The organism is Novosphingobium pokkalii, from assembly GCF_014652855.1.
In the GTDB taxonomy this organism is placed as follows: Bacteria; Pseudomonadota; Alphaproteobacteria; order Sphingomonadales; family Sphingomonadaceae; genus Novosphingobium; species Novosphingobium pokkalii.
On the sequence record NZ_BMZP01000020.1, the window covers coordinates 69,832 to 85,751 of the forward strand.

The 15,920-nt window shown below is 62.1% G+C and carries 14 protein-coding genes; 13 read left to right on the plus strand and 1 reads right to left on the minus strand.

What is annotated here, in order from left to right; all coding sequences use genetic code 11:
- The first annotated feature begins 11 nt into the window (after window positions 1-11).
- Genes trbC through IE191_RS17590 form a run of 5 tightly spaced genes read left to right on the plus strand, consistent with a single transcriptional unit; the run spans window position 12 to window position 7,832 of the window.
- The gene (trbC, locus tag IE191_RS17570; protein ID WP_191325678.1) at window positions 12-770 is read left to right on the plus strand and encodes a type-F conjugative transfer system pilin assembly protein TrbC; all 759 of its coding nucleotides are present in this window, start codon (window positions 12-14) and stop codon (window positions 768-770) included.
- Window positions 767-2,680, plus strand: coding sequence for a conjugal transfer protein TraN (locus IE191_RS17575; RefSeq protein ID WP_191325679.1), 1,914 nt, complete (start codon window positions 767-769; stop codon window positions 2,678-2,680). The genes trbC and IE191_RS17575 overlap by 4 nt, the downstream gene beginning before the upstream one ends.
- Window positions 2,664-3,614, plus strand: a complete 951-nt coding sequence (locus IE191_RS17580; protein ID WP_191325680.1) for a conjugal transfer protein TraF — start codon at window positions 2,664-2,666, stop codon at window positions 3,612-3,614. The genes IE191_RS17575 and IE191_RS17580 overlap by 17 nt, the downstream gene beginning before the upstream one ends.
- A gap of 47 nt (window positions 3,615-3,661) precedes the next feature.
- Complete coding sequence (locus IE191_RS17585) at window positions 3,662-5,044, plus strand: conjugal transfer protein TraH (RefSeq protein ID WP_229815586.1); 1,383 nt, start codon at window positions 3,662-3,664, stop codon at window positions 5,042-5,044.
- Between the two features lie 10 nt (window positions 5,045-5,054).
- Complete coding sequence (locus IE191_RS17590) at window positions 5,055-7,832, plus strand: conjugal transfer protein TraG N-terminal domain-containing protein (RefSeq protein ID WP_191325682.1); 2,778 nt, start codon at window positions 5,055-5,057, stop codon at window positions 7,830-7,832.
- A 13-nt stretch (window positions 7,833-7,845) separates the two neighbouring features.
- On the opposite strand, the gene IE191_RS17595 is transcribed toward IE191_RS17590, so the two are convergent.
- Window positions 7,846-8,193 carry a hypothetical protein gene (locus tag IE191_RS17595; RefSeq protein ID WP_191325683.1) on the minus strand — a complete coding sequence of 116 codons (348 nt, stop codon included), beginning with the start codon at window positions 8,191-8,193 and terminating at the stop codon, window positions 7,846-7,848.
- A gap of 268 nt (window positions 8,194-8,461) precedes the next feature.
- On the opposite strand from IE191_RS17595, the gene IE191_RS17600 reads away from it, so the two are divergent.
- From IE191_RS17600 to IE191_RS17635, 8 genes are all read left to right on the plus strand, one after another.
- Entirely contained in the window at window positions 8,462-9,574 is a 1,113-nt protein-coding gene (locus IE191_RS17600; protein ID WP_191325684.1) for a DUF3800 domain-containing protein, read from the plus strand.
- A 398-nt stretch (window positions 9,575-9,972) separates the two neighbouring features.
- The gene (locus tag IE191_RS17605) at window positions 9,973-10,863 is read left to right on the plus strand and encodes a LysR family transcriptional regulator (protein ID WP_191325685.1); all 891 of its coding nucleotides are present in this window, start codon (window positions 9,973-9,975) and stop codon (window positions 10,861-10,863) included.
- Between the two features lie 206 nt (window positions 10,864-11,069).
- The gene (locus IE191_RS17610; protein WP_229815587.1) at window positions 11,070-12,152 is read left to right on the plus strand and encodes a YeiH family protein; all 1,083 of its coding nucleotides are present in this window, start codon (window positions 11,070-11,072) and stop codon (window positions 12,150-12,152) included.
- Between the two features lie 33 nt (window positions 12,153-12,185).
- Entirely contained in the window at window positions 12,186-13,166 is a 981-nt protein-coding gene (locus IE191_RS17615; protein WP_191325686.1) for an MBL fold metallo-hydrolase, read from the plus strand.
- A 19-nt stretch (window positions 13,167-13,185) separates the two neighbouring features.
- Complete coding sequence (locus IE191_RS17620; protein WP_191325687.1) at window positions 13,186-13,473, plus strand: hypothetical protein; 288 nt, start codon at window positions 13,186-13,188, stop codon at window positions 13,471-13,473.
- Complete coding sequence (locus tag IE191_RS17625; RefSeq protein WP_191325688.1) at window positions 13,461-14,300, plus strand: MbnB/TglH/ChrH family RiPP precursor modification enzyme; 840 nt, start codon at window positions 13,461-13,463, stop codon at window positions 14,298-14,300. Before IE191_RS17620 ends, IE191_RS17625 begins: the two co-directional genes overlap by 13 nt.
- Window positions 14,293-15,000 (plus strand): HvfC/BufC family peptide modification chaperone, encoded by a 708-nt coding sequence (locus tag IE191_RS17630; RefSeq protein WP_229815588.1) that lies wholly within the window; start codon window positions 14,293-14,295, stop codon window positions 14,998-15,000. Before IE191_RS17625 ends, IE191_RS17630 begins: the two co-directional genes overlap by 8 nt.
- Window positions 14,978-15,586, plus strand: a complete 609-nt coding sequence (locus IE191_RS17635; RefSeq protein WP_191325689.1) for an HvfX family Cu-binding RiPP maturation protein — start codon at window positions 14,978-14,980, stop codon at window positions 15,584-15,586. Before IE191_RS17630 ends, IE191_RS17635 begins: the two co-directional genes overlap by 23 nt.
- Window positions 15,587-15,920 lie beyond the last annotated feature (334 nt).

Below are 15,920 nucleotides of genomic sequence, written 5' to 3' on the forward strand. Positions count from 1 at the left end.
GAAGGCCAAGGATGCGCAAATCTCTCCTGTTGCTCGGCTCTCTAATCACCCTCGGTGGTGTTGGCACCGTGCTGGCCCAGACCACGGTCGATGGCCTCAATCTCGATGCCATCAACAAGGCGGCGCAGGCCCATGCCCGCAACCTCGGTCAATTCGTCGATCAGGTGCTGGGCCATCAGGCCGATGCCAGCGCCGATCTGGCTGAGGATGTTGAGGCGCTGGTCGAGCGTTCTCAGGCCAAGGTGAAGGCTGAGGCCGCTGTTCGAGCCCAAATGGCCCCGACGGGCAATGCTGTCGATCTCGATGCCTTGGTGGCCGACGCTGGCCACAGCATGGCACCATCCCCGCATTCTGCCCCGATGCTGATTGCCTTTGCCAGCCTGTCGATGCCGCCCGAGTCCCTGAAACGAATGATCGCCGATGTTTCCAAAGCAGGGGGCATGGTGGTCTTCAGGGGGTTCTCGCCCGGTGGCCCCAAGCCCTTCATGGCCGCACTGCATGAGGCCATCGGTGATACGTCCGGCGCTCATGTCAGCATCGATCCGCGGTTGTTCCGTGCCTATGGCATCGAGGCGGTGCCCACCTATGTCGCGGCATCGTCCAGCTTCGACCTCTGCTCGGGCGAAGACTGCGCCAGCAGCCCCACGCCCTATGATCGTATCGCTGGCAACGTCACCACCCATTTCGCGCTCGAGACCATCGCGCAAGGTCGTGGCCCGGGCGCGCCGGTAGCGAAACAAGCGTTGGCCAATCTGGACCGCGTGCCATGAGGGGCCGCGCGATTTTGCTGGTGGGTTTGGCTTGCCGCGCATTGCTCGCCAGCGCGCCGCTCGCCGCCCAGACCGTCGATCCCAAGGCTGCGGCCAGCGCGATCGCCAGCCAGTTGCAGGGCCAGGTCACCGGCAATGTCACCAGCCAGTCCGCGCCCAATGCCGTGCCCGGCTATGGCGGCGCCGATCTGCCGCAAGGCCAGTATCTGGCCAACCCCAACAGCCTTGCAGGGGACGGTGCGGTCGCCGCAGTCACCTCGCAGCCCTATGCCATCGTCACCAACCCGAACCGACCAGTGGTTGATGCCTCAAGCCTTGGCCTTTCGAGCGCGAAGCAGGTCGAGAGCAGCCCGACGAGCTACACCGACATTGCGGGCAGTTCGCAGGGCAATTGCCAGCCTATCCCTGCGAGCAGCGGTGCGGCGAGCACCTATTACGATTCCTGCCAGATAGGCACGGCCGAAACCGACAGCAGCTTTTCCTGCACCATTGGCTGGGCCAACCAATTCACCAGGGCCTACCAATACACCTGCCACACCTCGGAATGGGACATCTACAACCCCAACACCGGCGGCACGTTCTATTGGGGCGAGGTCTCCGACTGTGGCAGCTTCGCAAGCCAGTCCTCCTGCACGCAGGTCAACCAGACAAAGAAGCCATCGGTCACCACCTGGCCGCCCGGCGCGGGCCTCGGTATGATCTTCACCGAGACCGACACGACCTACAATTGCGGCGCGCAGACCAACTACGGCGCGAGTGCCTCGAAGACCTATTGCGTCAATCATACGACGCTCTGCTTCGAGCCTCCGCCGCAGGACCAGGCACCAGGTGTGGCCGGCGCGGCCTATGTCGGGCCAGTCCAGATCTATCAGGGATCGAGCGTCGACAATGCCGACTGCCAGGCCAAGCTGAAAGCCCTGCCCACGGGCGAGACCTGCATGCAGCCCAGCCAGGTCTGCGTCGATGCCTCGCCCACCACGCGCACCATCAACGGTGTCGCGGTCACGCACGATTGCTGGCAATGGCAGGCCAGCTACCAGTGCAGCACGCTCTCGAGTGCGAACGACTGCGCAACGCTGTCGGCCAAGAGCAATTGCAGCTTCGACCACGAGGTCTGCCTCGACAGCCCGCAGGTGGGCGCGTGTCAGGTCAGGAGCGAGGTTTACAAATGCACGACCCCGGCCACGAGCCAGACCACCCAGGCCTATTCGTGCAGCGGCGACGTCTATTGCATCGATGGAAGCTGCACCCAGCTTCCGACCTCGCCGGCGCCTGATCTGGCCAAGACCTTGGTCGCGATGAACGCGATGAAGGACGCCAAGCAGCAATTCGACGCCAACAATCTGACGATCTTTGATGGCGATGCCTCCGGCTGCCACAAGCCGCTCTTCGGCCTCGTCAATTGCTGTGCGGGCAAGGTTGCCGGCCTGCTGACCGGCGCGGCGGCCGCCACGGCCGCCATCGGCCTCGCCTCAGGCAATCCAGTGATGCTGCTTGGCCTTGTGACCCAGTTCCTGCCGCTCTTCATGTGCTCGGGCGAGGAGATGCAGCTCGACGTCAAGGACCGCATGGGCCTGTGCCACTATGTCGGCGAATATTGCTCGGAGAAGGCGCTCTTTGTCTGCACCACCATGCGCAAGAGCTACTGCTGCTACCAGTCCAAACTTGCCCGTGTGATCCAGGAACAGGGCCGCGCGCAATTGGGGCTGGATTTCGGGAGCCCGCAATCGCCCAACTGCACGGGCTTCACCGTCGACCAGTTTTCCAAGCTCGATCTCTCCAAGATGGATTTCGCGGAAGTCTTTGCCGACTTCACCAGCGCCGTGTCGCTGCCCGCCTCACTCCAGACCTCCGCCCAGATCCAGCAGAAGGTCCAAGCCTACTACCAAACCCATGGTCAAGGATCCTGACGCCATGCGCCAAGCTTCACGCCCGATCACAGCCACGCTCGCCGCCTTACTCGCTGGCGTCAGCCTTCTTGCCGCCAGCCCGCTTATGGCGATGGACAGCCCACAACCCAGCCCCACACTAGAACAGGAGGACATGTCCAATCGTGAGGATGTGATCCCGTCCACGCGTGAACAGGTGGACAGCGCCATAGGTGAACATGTGGACACGTCCACCGTTACCGGCGATCCCTTCTATTGCGGCGAGCGCAAGCTGGGCACCTGGTTCTACTGCGAACGCCCGAAGGCCAAGCCCAGCGAGCCCGCTGCCAGCCCCAACGCGGCATCGCCGACCTACCGCCAGCAGCTCGACAAGATCGGTGCGCGGCTTGAGGAGCTGAAGGCCAAGGCGATCCTCGAGCCGACCTCGGACAACATCATCGCCTATGTCCGCTACCAGCGCGAGCAACTCGACCGCGCCTCGACCTTTGCCGATGTATGGGAACGCGCGATCTGGCAGCACCCCGATCTCGATTACACGCTCCAGCGCCCGGTCAGCACTCTGGGCAAGACGGCATGGCTCGCCCAACGCAAGACCGATCGCGAGGCTGTCATCACGTCACTTTCCGAACGCTATGGGCTGTTCTTCTTCTACTCGTCATCCTGCGGGGCCTGCGAAGTCTTCTCGCCCATCGTCCGCACGCTTTCGGACAAATACCACCTCTCGGTCCTGCCGGTCTCGATGGACGGCGGCCCAACCCCCGCCTTTCCGCGCTTTGTCGTCAATCAGGGCCAGTATGAGAAGATGGGGCTAGAAGGCGGTCAGGTGCCGGCACTCGTGCTTTTCGACACCTACCTCAAAAAGCCGATCCCCATCGGCTACGGCATCATGGCCGAGGACGATGTGCTGCAACGCATCTTCTACCTCACCAGCGTCAAGCCGGGGAGCGACTTCTGATGCGCTGGCCCCATGCGATCCGCCAGTGGCTGGCCCGCTTCCTCGCCGTGCTGGCGCTGGGCAATCTGATCTGCGTCCAGACCGCGCAGGCTGATGTGAACGGCCAGCTCAATTCGTTTTTCTCGAACCTTGGCGGGGCGGCGAATGCCACTGGCCCCGTTGCCTATAACGGCCAACAGGGCGGCTATTACTCGGGCGGCAACCTCTGGGTGCGCTTCCCCGCGCAGACGACCTATCAGTTGGGCTCGCTCCAGATGCCCAGCGTCAAGGCCGGCTGCGGCGGCATCGACATTTTCACCGGCGGCTTTTCCTTCATCAACACCGACCAGATCGTGGCGGCAATGAAGGCTGCAGCCAATGGCGCGCTGGCCTTCGTCTTCGACCTCGCGATCAACGCAATCTCCTCGCAGATCGGCACCTCGATCGAGAAGATGATGCAGAAGGTCCAGCAGTTCACCCAGCATAGCCTGGATGCCTGTCAGGCAGGCCAGCAGGTAGCCGCAGGCCTTGCCGGTATGGTGGGCGCGCGCGACAGCCAATTCTGCAAGATCATCGGCAACAGCCAGGGTGTCTTCTCTGACTGGGCATCGTCCGAGCAGGGCTGCGGCACCGGTGGCAGCCAAAGCTCAACCATCAAGGGCAATTCCGACAGCACAATCCCTGCTGGCCCCTACAATTACACCTGGTCGATGCTGAGCGAGAAATACCCAAGCTTCGACACGGCCTTCAAACAATATCTGATGAGCCTAGTCGGCACAGTGATCTACCAGCCCGGCACCAGCGACACCCAAGGCCCAACCTTCAAGTTTCTGGGCCAAGGCGATCCGGCGCTCATCACCGCGCTGCTTGATGGCGGCAACAGCGCCACCGTCTATGCCTGCGACACCACAGATAAGTGCCTCAACCCCTCGCAGACCAGCCTCTCGGTCAGCACCGCCAATGCACTCAAGACGCGGGTCTACAACTTGCTGATCGACATTGCCGGGCGCATCCAGGGCAACCAGCAACTGACGTCGGAAGAGATCGGCCTGCTCGGCGCCACCACGATCCCGCTCTACAAGATCATGGTGGTCAATGCTGCGGCGAGCTTTGGCGGCATGAACTCGGCTGACATTTCCAGCTTGGCCGAGATCACCTCAGTCGATCTGCTCGAAACCATCGTCGGCCAGTTCTACAGACTCGTGACTGACGGCCAATCTTCCTTCCAGAACGCCGATCCGCTGACCCTCAAGCAGTGGCAGGACCAGCTCCGCGATGTGACCAAGACGCTGGACGCGCAGGTGGTCCATAATTCCGAGCGGCTGACCCGCACCGAGCAGATCCTCGAGCGCACAATCCGCATCGAGGCCACACTGCGCAACACCATGTCCCCCCAGATGACCGCCGCCCTCCAGTTCGAGAGGTCGCTCGGCCAGCATCCGCTTCAGTGAGACCAGCCCAATGACCGTCAATGTCATCACCAGCGGGGGCGGTCAGTATATCGTCAACGTGCTCAACGCTGTCGCCGCCTGGACTGGCGGTGGCGGTTTCCGTTCGATGTTGCAAGTCGTGATGGTGATGGGCCTGGGCTACAGCCTGCTGGTCATGGCCTTCTCATTGAACTGGCGGGTGCTGTTCCACTGGTTTCTCTCGGCGACCGCCATGTACATGTGCATGATCGTGCCCACGACCACGGTAGTCGTCTCCGACACGATCAACCCGACGGTGGGCAATGGCGCGGTGGCCAATGTGCCGATCGGCCTTGCCATGGTCGCCAGCTTTTCGAGCCAAGTGAACAATTGGCTGACCAAGACGGCAGAGAGCGTTTTCACCATGCCCTCGGCGCTGACCTACAGCGCGGGCGGTATGATCTATCCCACCCGGCTCAACGATTTAACCAGCCAATTCACGATTTCCGATCCGATCATGAAGGCCAATGTCGAGGGCTATCTGGCCCAATGCACCTTCTATGACATCCTGCTGGGCCAGGGGAATGGCTGGTCGACACTGGCGAGTTCGCCTGACCTGCTCTCCGCCATCGGCCCGGGCTCGCCGGCGCGCTCGACAACCTGGATCCCTGCCGGCGGAGGCACAGCCTCAATAATCGGGTGCCAGAGCGCTTATCAGGCTATCGTGCAGGCCTTTCCAGCCCTGGCCACCGCTGGGATCAACGCAGCGGCGCCTGCCTTCTATCCTAACCTGCCTGCCGCCAGCGCAGTGACCAAGCTCAAGAACGATTTGCCGACGATGGCGCAGGCCTATTACGGCGGCACCTCGATGAGCGCGCAAACGATCTTCCAGCAGCGCAGCCTAGTGAATGCCTTCATGGAGGCGCGGGCCAATTTCGGATCGGGCGGCGGCGATACCTTCGCCGCGCTTCACGCCGATGTGCAGGCGCAGAACAGCTACATCTCGGCGGCGCGGCAGGCGATGACCTGGGTACCAGTGCTGAACCTCGTGCTGACTATCGTCTTCTACGCAATGTTTCCGGTGGTCTTCCCGCTCTTCCTGTTTCCACAGACCGGGCCGGCGCTGTTGAAAGGCTACCTCACGGGCTTCTTCTACCTCGCCTCCTGGGGGCCGATCTATGCGGTGCTCCACATGTTCATCACGCAATATTCGGCCGCCCAGCTTTCCGCGCTCGCACCAACCGGGATGACGATGGCGACGATGGCGGGCATCGATTCCGTCAACCAGAACATGGAAACACTGGCGGGCTACCTCCTCATGTTCGTGCCGGTCATGGCCGCCGGCATGGCCAAAGGCGCCATGTCCATCGCGTCCAACACCACCGCCATGCTGGCGCCCGCATTGCACGCGGCCGAGGCTGCGGCCGTCGAGCGCACCACCGGCAACTATTCCTATGGCAACAGCCAGTTCCAGAACGTGACCGGGAATCAGGTCAACACCGCGCCCACCTGGACCGTCTCGGCCAGCCCGATCCCGCAGGTCAACATGCGTGGGGACAATGGCACGATCACCTCGACGATGGCCGACGGCTCCACGGTGTATAACACAAGCGGCGCGATCAGCCGCTTCGGCTTCTCGGCCAGTGAGATACAAAGTGTCACCGGCAACCTTCAGCAGACTGGCGCGCAATATCACACACGCGCCAATGCGCTGCGGGAAACCTCGGCCGAGCGCTGGAGCCACGGAATGCGCACCCTCGACAGCCTATCGTCCGGCTCGCGCCGTACGAGCGGCAGCGAAGGGGCGACAGGCGATCAGGGCGGGAACACCACCACATTGTCCGATCGGCAGGGGACCGATTCCAAGCAGCATACCGGCACCAACCGCACGATTGGCGAGAACCTGACTTCGGGCCGCTCGCTGGGCCATGCCGAGACCAACACGTTTGGGATCAATGCGGGCGCGAAAGCGGGTGTCGGCGGCAAGGTGCTGGGCGCCGAGGTTGGAGCTTCCGCCGGGGGCACGTGGGATCATCGGTGGACGAAAACCACCGGCGATCAGGAAGCCCATGGCACCAGCGACAGCCTCAGCCAAAGCCAGGGCAGCAACGTCACGCGCTACCATGCCAATGGGCAGGACATCACGCTCACCGATGGCGGCTACTGGCGCGATGGCACCTTCCACCGCGTCGAGAACTTTTCCGAAAAACGCCACGCCATCGAGCGGGATTTTTCCGAGGCGCAATCACTGGATCGGCAGGCAACCCGCTCCGATGAAGTCGGATCACGCCTCGAAAGTATGGCCTCGCTCTCACGCAGCAACGGCTACCAGATTTCCGACGACATGAGCCAGGTCATTGCCTCGCGCTATGCAGAAATGGCCGCAAGCCCCGAATTCCGCGATCTGGGCGCGCCATCACTCACCAACACAACACCATCCCCCCATCAGCGCGAAGTCCGCAATATGATCGTCGGGCGCATTCTGGAGCAATATGCCGCTGATGGCTTGGCGCCGGTTCGGGCGGGCCTGGTGGATCCGGCTGCGACGATGGGTGCCGTGCCAGCGCCCGCTGAGTTTTCCATGCCGCAGGCAACACCTCGACCGCAGGGTCGCCGAGGGGCAGGATCAGCGGCCCGCCACGCGCCCCAGGGCCCGGGAGGTGGATCGGACACGCCCCATCATGCGCCGGGCGATGATGCTGCCAGAGCAGCAATTCAGAGGGGGGCTACTGAAGTTGCTGGTGATGACGCAGCAGCCAGAGCGACATTCGCGCGGAAAGGTGCCGCTACGGATGTCGAAGACAAAAGGATCAAACGCGATACACAATAAGCCTCAGCACAGTTTATTTGTGAGGCTTAAATCCAGGATCGGACTGAAATTCATCCGCGACCCGATCCATAGCGGCATGGCTCTCCAACTGCTGCTGATGATCCCGATAGGCATAAAGCCCCCCAAACACAGCAACCGCAACCAAGATTACCGGCACGACAATCATCACCGCCGTGGCGATCTTCCGCTGCCAGGCAACAGCCTGATGGCTCTTCAGAAAGGTGGGGATGCGGTCGTACTCGAGCGCCATCAGCGCTTCGGCCTTCGACCCACGGAAGCCTGCCTCGCGCAAGGCCGCATTCTCAGCAGTCAATTGCTCGACTTGAGCCTTGAGTTGGGCGATTTCATCAAGTTCTGACATAGCAGCAGAATACGCAAAACAGGAACATATTGCAAACAAATCTGAAGGGCATGTCTTCACGACTGCCCACAGACCCGCAGTTCAAGGCGCCAGGCGGCAGTGTCGGCGCCCATCGTTCATTTACCACATTCGGCGAGCAACCAAATGTCGTGGGCTGGGATTTTGCTGCTGTTCTTGAACGAGTCACAAAAAGGGCAGCTTGCGCCGGAACCCGTCTTTGAAATCGGACTGCTTTTATGCTGAATAGGCCGGAAAGCATGGAGGACAGATGGTGGATCAGATGGATATCGATGTGAACGGCCAGCGCGATCCGGCGATTGAACTCTACGGGCTGCCGGTAACCGACGAGGCCCGGACCTTGTATTATGACGAAACCAACAACCATCGGCTCGTCTATCTGACAGACGATGGCTTCAATGTTCCCGACCCCCGTTTCTTCGTGCTCGGTGGCGTCGCTCATCCAGGGTTGAAGAAAGCCATCGACCTCAGTCAGCTACGCCGTTCGATGGGCATACAGCCCGCAACGCCAGAAATAAAATTCGATATGATCGCTAAGGGCGATTTCCTTAAGATGCTCAGCTCAAAAAAGCTGAACATCTTCCTGAATTGGCTGATGGATGAGGCTTACCTCATTCACTTCATCGCTCTCGATCCGGTGTATTACTCCTATGTCGATATCGTCGACTCTATGCCGCAGATTGGTATGTTCAACCTTGTTGACCGTTATATCCTCAAGAGAGACTTGTACCGTGTGCTTCGACGCGATCTCGACACCACCCAGGATATCCTGCGTCGGTACTCCTATCCTGCACTGACAAGCGGCAACGTCAGGGGCTTTCTGACCGAGATAGTCGAATTGGTGGAGGATGCCGACGACCTCATGCCGCACTATAATCTCATGATGCTCAAAGGTGTCCTCCAGTCAGGCCGGGCGCTTTCGTCATTGCCTCTCCTTGACGATACGCCGGGCCTGATAATGGAAAATTTCTCATCCTTGTTCATGCACCGGATTTGTCTCTTCAAGGCAAGTCAGCACATCCTCGACAATGAGGACAAGGTGAGCAAAGTGCTGGAAAAATACCGCTTCATGGATGCAGGCGAACAGCTCGACTTCTATCGCTTCGTCGACTCGAAACTCGAGCCGAGGGTCCAACTCGCCGACGTCGTAGTCGGTCTGCTCAGCGCGTGCCTCGCATGGCTAAGGGAATTCGATAGTGAAGAAATTTTCGAGATCAAGCAGGGTCTCACGCCAGCCCAAAACGATAATCGTCTCGCTCTTTCAGCTCTCGTCGATCGCTCGATCGCCGTGACGGACGCATTCGTCCAGAAAGCGATGAGCCTCGACGACATGGAGCGTCTGGAGCATTTTCTGGACCGCTGATGAGCGTGCGCTCCGGTGACTGGTATGGGGAAGCAAAACCTACTGGCTGATTTGCGCGACCTGATCAGCGGGTTTCTGCAATAGTCGCCGCTCACTTCAGCGACGCTGAATGACTTGAACTGGTCGGCCACGGCCAAAATCGAACGCCACTTCGTGGGACAATGCCGCCATTCCCGCGCAAAGGGTTGAATGGCAGGTTCATCAGCAAAATCCGGCATGGCGAGAACTGTCCGCTAGCCAGAAATGTGACTGCGATTGGAGGCCGTGTGTGCTGCGCTAAGCGGTTCGGCTCTCCCTGCCGCTGATCGGTTGGGGCATGGTGTCGGCCAACGGCACCGCCGTCGACCGACGCCGTCCATCAACGATGACAAATCCGGGGAAGCTGCTAATCACCCCGCATGACCTTGGAGCAGCTTCGCATCTTCGTCGCCGTTGCCGAACGCGAGCACATGACGCGGGCGGCAGACGCTGTGGGCGTCACCCAGTCCGCCGCTTCTGCCGCCATTGCCACGCTGGAGGCACGACACGCCATCAAGCTGTTCCACCGCGTCGGGCGCGGCATCGAGTTGACCGATGCCGGTCGCTTCTTCCTTGGTGAGGCGCGGGCCGTCCTGACGCGGGCGGCCGAGGCGGAACTGGCGCTTGGCGAATATGCCGGGCTCAAGCGCGGCCATCTGCGGCTTGTTGCCAGCCAGACCATCGCTGCGTACTGGCTGCCCGAGCGACTGGCCGCTTTTCACCGCCGCTATCCCGAGATCGAACTCTCCGTCGCGATCGCCAACACCGAAGGCGCCGCACGCAGCGTGCGGGACGGCGAGGCCGAACTGGGCTTCATTGAAGGGGCGGTCGATGATCCATCGCTCGCGTACTGGAAGGTGGGCGAAGACCGCATGTTGCTGGTGAGCAGCACCCCCGCCGAGGCGATCACCAATGCATGGCTGGCGGCGGCCCCATGGGTGATGCGCGAGCCCGGATCCGGCACGCGCTCGACCTTCGAGGCCGCTATTCTGGATCGAGGCCTCGACCCGCACATGCTCAACGTGGTGCTGACCTTGCCGTCCAACGAGGCCGTTCTTGCGGCGGTGCGCGCGGGCGTGGGCAGCGCGATGCTGTCCCAGTTGGTCGTAACCCCGCTTCTGGAAGCCCGCGCGCTGTTCGCGCTGCCGCTCGCGCTTCCCCCGCGCCCCTTCCATGGGCTGCGGCAGAAAGAGCGTTACCGGAGCAAGGCGGCCGATGCGTTGCTCGACACGATCAAGAGCTTCGACGCGCAACCGGACTGGGTGATCTGATCATCACAAGTAATTGGTTTGATCGCGAAGATTTTTCGACGGACCAAGAAAACGCGCCGCCGGAGGGCGCTGATGACGCTCCATCGCCAGCGCGACAAGGCCAGAGCGCAGTCAATCAACAACTTAAATCGATCATAACCATATAAATTGATCGTTGGATTGATCGGTCGGCTGGTCGCATCTGTGTCTCACCAAGGAGACGCATCGTGACAACACAGAGCCCGTCCAGCCACCCCGAACTGCCCGGCAGCGCCCTTCTGCCAGGCCTCGCACTATGCCTGACCGTGACCGGCGGCGCCCTCATCCTGCAACGGATCGAAGCGGCGGTTTTCGGGCGCACCTGGTTGGAAGCGCTCGTCCTCGCGATCCTGATCGGCACAACCGTCCGCACCGTCTGGACGCCGGACAAGCGCTGGTTTCCCGGCATCACGTTCAGCGCCAAGGCTCTGCTCGAACTCGCCGTTGTCCTGCTGGGCGCCTCGGTCAGCGCAGCGACGATCATGGCCGCCGGAGCGGGCCTGCTGATCGGCATCGCCTTTGTGGTCTGTGCAGCCATCGCCAGCAGCTATCTGATCGGGCGATTGCTGGGGCTGCCGATGCGAATGGCGCTGCTCGTCGCCTGCGGCAATTCGATCTGCGGCAACTCGGCCATTGCCGCAGTGGCGCCGGTGATCGGCGCGGACGGCGAGGACGTTGCGGCCTCGATTGGCTTTACGGCCGTTCTGGGCGTGGTGGTCGTGCTGATGTTGCCGCTGCTTGCCTTCGGCCTGCACCTTAGCGGCCACCAGTTCGGCGCGCTTGCAGGCCTCACTGTCTATGCCGTGCCTCAGGTGATCGCCGCCGCCGCGCCCGGTGGGGCCACCGCCGTCCAGATGGGGACGCTCGTCAAGCTGGTGCGCGTGCTGATGCTTGGCCCGGTCTGCCTGATCCTTTCGCTGATCGCGCCAAAGCTGCGCGAGGAAGCCGACGAATTGCCCCCGCATGTGACCACCGGCGAACGCCCCGCCCTTGGCAGGCCGCCCCTGCACCACCTCGTGCCATGGTTCATCATCGGCTTTCTCGGCCTGATGGGTCTGCGCTCCATCGGCCTGATCCCGCAGGCCGCGCTGGCTCCGGCGAACGAAGCCGCCACGTTGCTCACCGTCGTCTCGATGGCAGCGCTCGGTCTGGGGGTCGATGTCCGCACGGTGGCCCATGCCGGAGGCCGCGTGACCGCCGCTGTCGTCCTCTCGCTCCTCGTGCTCGGGGCGATCAGCCTCGGCCTCATCCACCTGCTGGGGCTGGCCTGAACTGGCCCCTCGTTTCTCGCAACGGAGACCAACATGAAGCCGCATCTCCCCCTCTCCGCTCTGGTCGCCGCGTTGGCACTGGCCGGATGTTCCGGCTCCTCCACGCCCACAGGCAATGCCGCAGCGCCCACCACCGCCGCCGCCGATGACGCCACCACCAACTGCAAGAGCGGCATTACCCTCCAACTGCTGGGCTCTGGCGGCCCCATCTCGGATGATGCCCGCGCGTCCTCGGGCGCGGTGGTGTGGATCGACGGCAAGGCGCGCTTGCTGATCGACGCAGGCGGCGGCACCTTTCTGCGCTATGGCGAGTCCGGTGCCCGGCTCGAAGATCTCGACTTCATCGGCATCTCGCATTTCCACACCGATCACGTGGCCGACCTGCCCGCAATCCTGAAAGGCGCCTATTTCCTCAACGGACGCCATGACGTGGCGCTGGCCGGCCCCAGCAGCAATGCCAACTTCCCAAGCATGACCGCCTTCTTCAACCGCACATTCGGCCAAGGCCGTGGCGCTTTTGAATATCTGGCTGGCCTGTCTGGCGGCACCGATGGCCTGAAGCTGTCGGTTCACCCCTCGAACGTCAACGTCGCCAGCCCTGTCGCCACCAAGGTCTGGCAGGGTGATGGCGTCACCATTTCCGCTCTGGGCATCCCGCATGGCGATGTGCCTGCGCTCGCCTATCGCATCGACACACCCAAGGGCGTGATGGTGCTCTCGGCCGACCAGAACGGCAGCCGCAAGGAATTCATCGATTTCGCCAAGGGCGCCGACCTGCTGATGATGCCCGCCGCCATCGACGATGATGCCGATGCCCAGTCCCGCTTCCTCCATGCGACGCCCTCTGTTGTCGGCAAGATCGCGGCACAGATCCATCCGAAGATGCTCGTCCTCGATCACTTCATGGGCCGCTCGCTGAAGGACAAGGACAAGAATGTCGCGATCATCCAGCGCTATTATCACGGCCCTGTCTTTGCTGGCCGCGATCTCTCCTGCTTCCCGCTTTCCCATTGAATAAAAGGAGCATATCGTCATGAAACATGAACTGATCCTGGGCATTGCCGCCACTTCTCTGCTTGCCGCCCCGGCCTATGCGGCGCCGCAGGCCCCGGCCACCGCATCGCAGCCTGCCAAGGGCGGCGGCAAATGCGCCAGCGGCAAGTGCGGCACCGAGAAGATCTACAGCCAGACCAAGCTCCAGCACGATCCGAACGGCGTGCTCGTGCGCGCCCGCGACGGCAAATGCGGCCTCACCGGCAAGGGCTACAAGGTCGCCGAGAACAGCCGAAGCCGGTTGGCGGAGGGCGTATGCGGACGCTGACCGCAGGCGCGCGCGGACTTGGGCTTCGGCCCGAGTTCGTCGACACCCTTCTCGAATCGCCCGCCGTTAAAGGTCTGGATTTTCTGGAAGTCGCCCCCGAAAACTGGATGCAGATTGGCGGTCGCAAGCGCGACCAACTCGACCGCATCGCTGATCGCTATCCGTTGGTCGCTCATGGCCTGAGCCTGTCCATCGCCGATACGGAGCCGCTCAACACCGCCTTCTTGCGCGATATTGCCCGGTTCCTCGACGACTATGGCATAGCCATCTACAGCGATCACCTGAGCGCCGCGCGCGACAGCACCGGCTATCTCTACGATCTGCTTCCGGTTCCGCGCCGCGCGGAGAACCTGCCCTATCTGGCAGACCGCATCGCACAGGTGCAGGACATTACGAGCCGCCGCCTCGTTCTGGAAAACATCTCCGCCTATCACCTTTATAGCGGGGAGATGCCCGAGGGCGCGTTCTTCGCCGAACTCGTCGCGCGCTCCGGTTGCGGCATCCTGCTCGACATCAACAACGCCTATGTGAATGCGCGTAACCACGGCACCGATGCCAGCGCGTTCCTCCGCGCTCTGCCGTCCGAGGCCATCGTCTATTATCACATCGCCGGGCATCTCGAACTTGCCGACGGCTTTCTGGTCGATACCCATGGCGCGCCCGTCGCCGACGCAGTCATGGCGCTCGCGCATGAGACCTGGGCGCTGCACGGCGCGCGCCCGCTGTTGCTCGAACGCGACAATAACGTGCCCGCGCTCGACGTCCTGCTGGCTGATCTCGGCGCTATCGCAACCACCATCGACGAAGGCCGCCATGTCCTTGCCTGAAACCGCCGCACCGCGCGCCATGGCGATGGAATTCGCCAGCTTCTGCCGGGCCGCCCGCAAGAACGGCTCGGGGATATACGGCCAGTTGCTGCGCGAGAATGTCGCCGACGCCCTGCGGGCAAGCTTCCCGCTGTTCACCGGCCTTATTGGCAGCGCAGCACTGGATGCGGCGATTGAAGCGTTTATTCAGCGCCACCCGGCGACGCGCCCGCAGTTCCACCATATCGCCACCGAGTTCCTGCTCTTTGTGCAGCGCCAACCTGTATCGCCGCGCGAACAGATCGCGCTGCTGGAATATGAGTGGGCGCTGCTCGCGGCCGAGATCGACGCCGCATCGGTGCCACCCGCCAGCACGGAAATGGAAAGGCTTGCGCTAAACCCCACCACCCGCCTGGTGTTGTTGCAGTTCGATCCCGCACAGCCAGCGGCCGGGGGCGACGGCGTTGATCGCCCGCATGCGATTTTCCGCAACGCCAATCATCAGGTGCTCACCCTGCCGCTGACGCTGCCGGATTGCCTGCTGATCGAGCATCTTCGCGCGAAAGAAGCGGCGCCGCTTGCCGGGCTTTTCGACACGCTAACGCCCTGTTGCTCGACCGTCGAACTCCAGACCAGCCTGACGCGTGGTCTGATCTGCGGCCTGTTCTGCCCACCCCCAAGACCATCGGAGACCCCGCATGAAACTGATCGCCCTTGTTGATACTGCGCTCGAAAAGGCCCGCGCGCTGGATTTCGTTGCCCCGCTCGCCATCCGGCTCTATCTGCTGCCCATCTTTTACGAAGGCGCGCACGCAAAGCTGACCGGCTTCGAAGCGCTGGTGCAGTGGTTTGGCGCCCCCGTTGCGCAAGGTGGCCTGAACATGCCCGCCCCGCTGCTGATGGCGGTTCTCGCCACGGCGACGGAAACCGCCGGCTGCATCCTTCTGGCGCTCGGCCTGTTCACCCGTCTGATCTCGATCCCGCTGATGGTGACGATGACGGTTGCCGGCCTGTCGGTCCACTGGTCGCACGGGTGGGCGGCAATCGCGGGGAAGACCGCCGAGTCCACCCTGCGACTCCAGGCCTTCATGGAATGGTTGGCACAGAATTTTCCCGGCCGGTTTAACTATATCACGCAATATGGCGACCCGGTGGTGCTCAACAACGGCATCGAGTTCACGGTCACCTATGTCATCATGCTTGCTGTCCTCTTCTTCTACGGCGGCGGACGTTTTGTAAGTCTGGACTATTGGCTCGGACAGTTCCGGGCACGCCCGGACGGCGCCCTGGCTGCGGCGCACGTCTGACACCTAGCTCCTTGGTTTCGAAGGCATTCATGGCTTTTCTACGCCGCGAATGCCGTTGAGATCGCTGTTCACTTCGGCCGATCATATCGCCCACAGCATGCTCGAAACGTGAAACGGCCAGTTGCAGTCATTGCGGACACTCCTGCCAGCGCCACGGAACGACGCAATCTGGTCGGTGGCTTCCTATGGCGTCCCCCGCTGGAACGGCCACTTTCAATCCTTCGATTGATGCAACCTATCGTTCCGATCGCCCACTTGAAGTGACTATAGACGTGACGTGCTCCCCTGATTGTTACCGGTCAGAGGTAGAGTCTCGCTCCTTCATGATGATTGT

Coding starts and splice junctions, on each gene's coding strand:
- IE191_RS17615 (WP_191325686.1), top strand. CDS start 12,186: ATGAAGCCGCATCTCCCCCTCTCCGCTCTGGTCGCCGCGTTGGCACTG.
- IE191_RS17620 (WP_191325687.1), top strand. CDS start 13,186: ATGAAACATGAACTGATCCTGGGCATTGCCGCCACTTCTCTGCTTGCC.
- IE191_RS17600 (WP_191325684.1), top strand. CDS start 8,462: ATGGTGGATCAGATGGATATCGATGTGAACGGCCAGCGCGATCCGGCG.
- IE191_RS17605 (WP_191325685.1), top strand. CDS start 9,973: ATGACCTTGGAGCAGCTTCGCATCTTCGTCGCCGTTGCCGAACGCGAG.
- trbC (WP_191325678.1), top strand. CDS start 12: ATGCGCAAATCTCTCCTGTTGCTCGGCTCTCTAATCACCCTCGGTGGT.
- IE191_RS17595 (WP_191325683.1), bottom strand. CDS start 8,193: ATGTCAGAACTTGATGAAATCGCCCAACTCAAGGCTCAAGTCGAGCAA.
- IE191_RS17635 (WP_191325689.1), top strand. CDS start 14,978: ATGAAACTGATCGCCCTTGTTGATACTGCGCTCGAAAAGGCCCGCGCG.
- IE191_RS17575 (WP_191325679.1), top strand. CDS start 767: ATGAGGGGCCGCGCGATTTTGCTGGTGGGTTTGGCTTGCCGCGCATTG.
- IE191_RS17625 (WP_191325688.1), top strand. CDS start 13,461: ATGCGGACGCTGACCGCAGGCGCGCGCGGACTTGGGCTTCGGCCCGAG.
- IE191_RS17590 (WP_191325682.1), top strand. CDS start 5,055: ATGACCGTCAATGTCATCACCAGCGGGGGCGGTCAGTATATCGTCAAC.
- IE191_RS17580 (WP_191325680.1), top strand. CDS start 2,664: ATGGTCAAGGATCCTGACGCCATGCGCCAAGCTTCACGCCCGATCACA.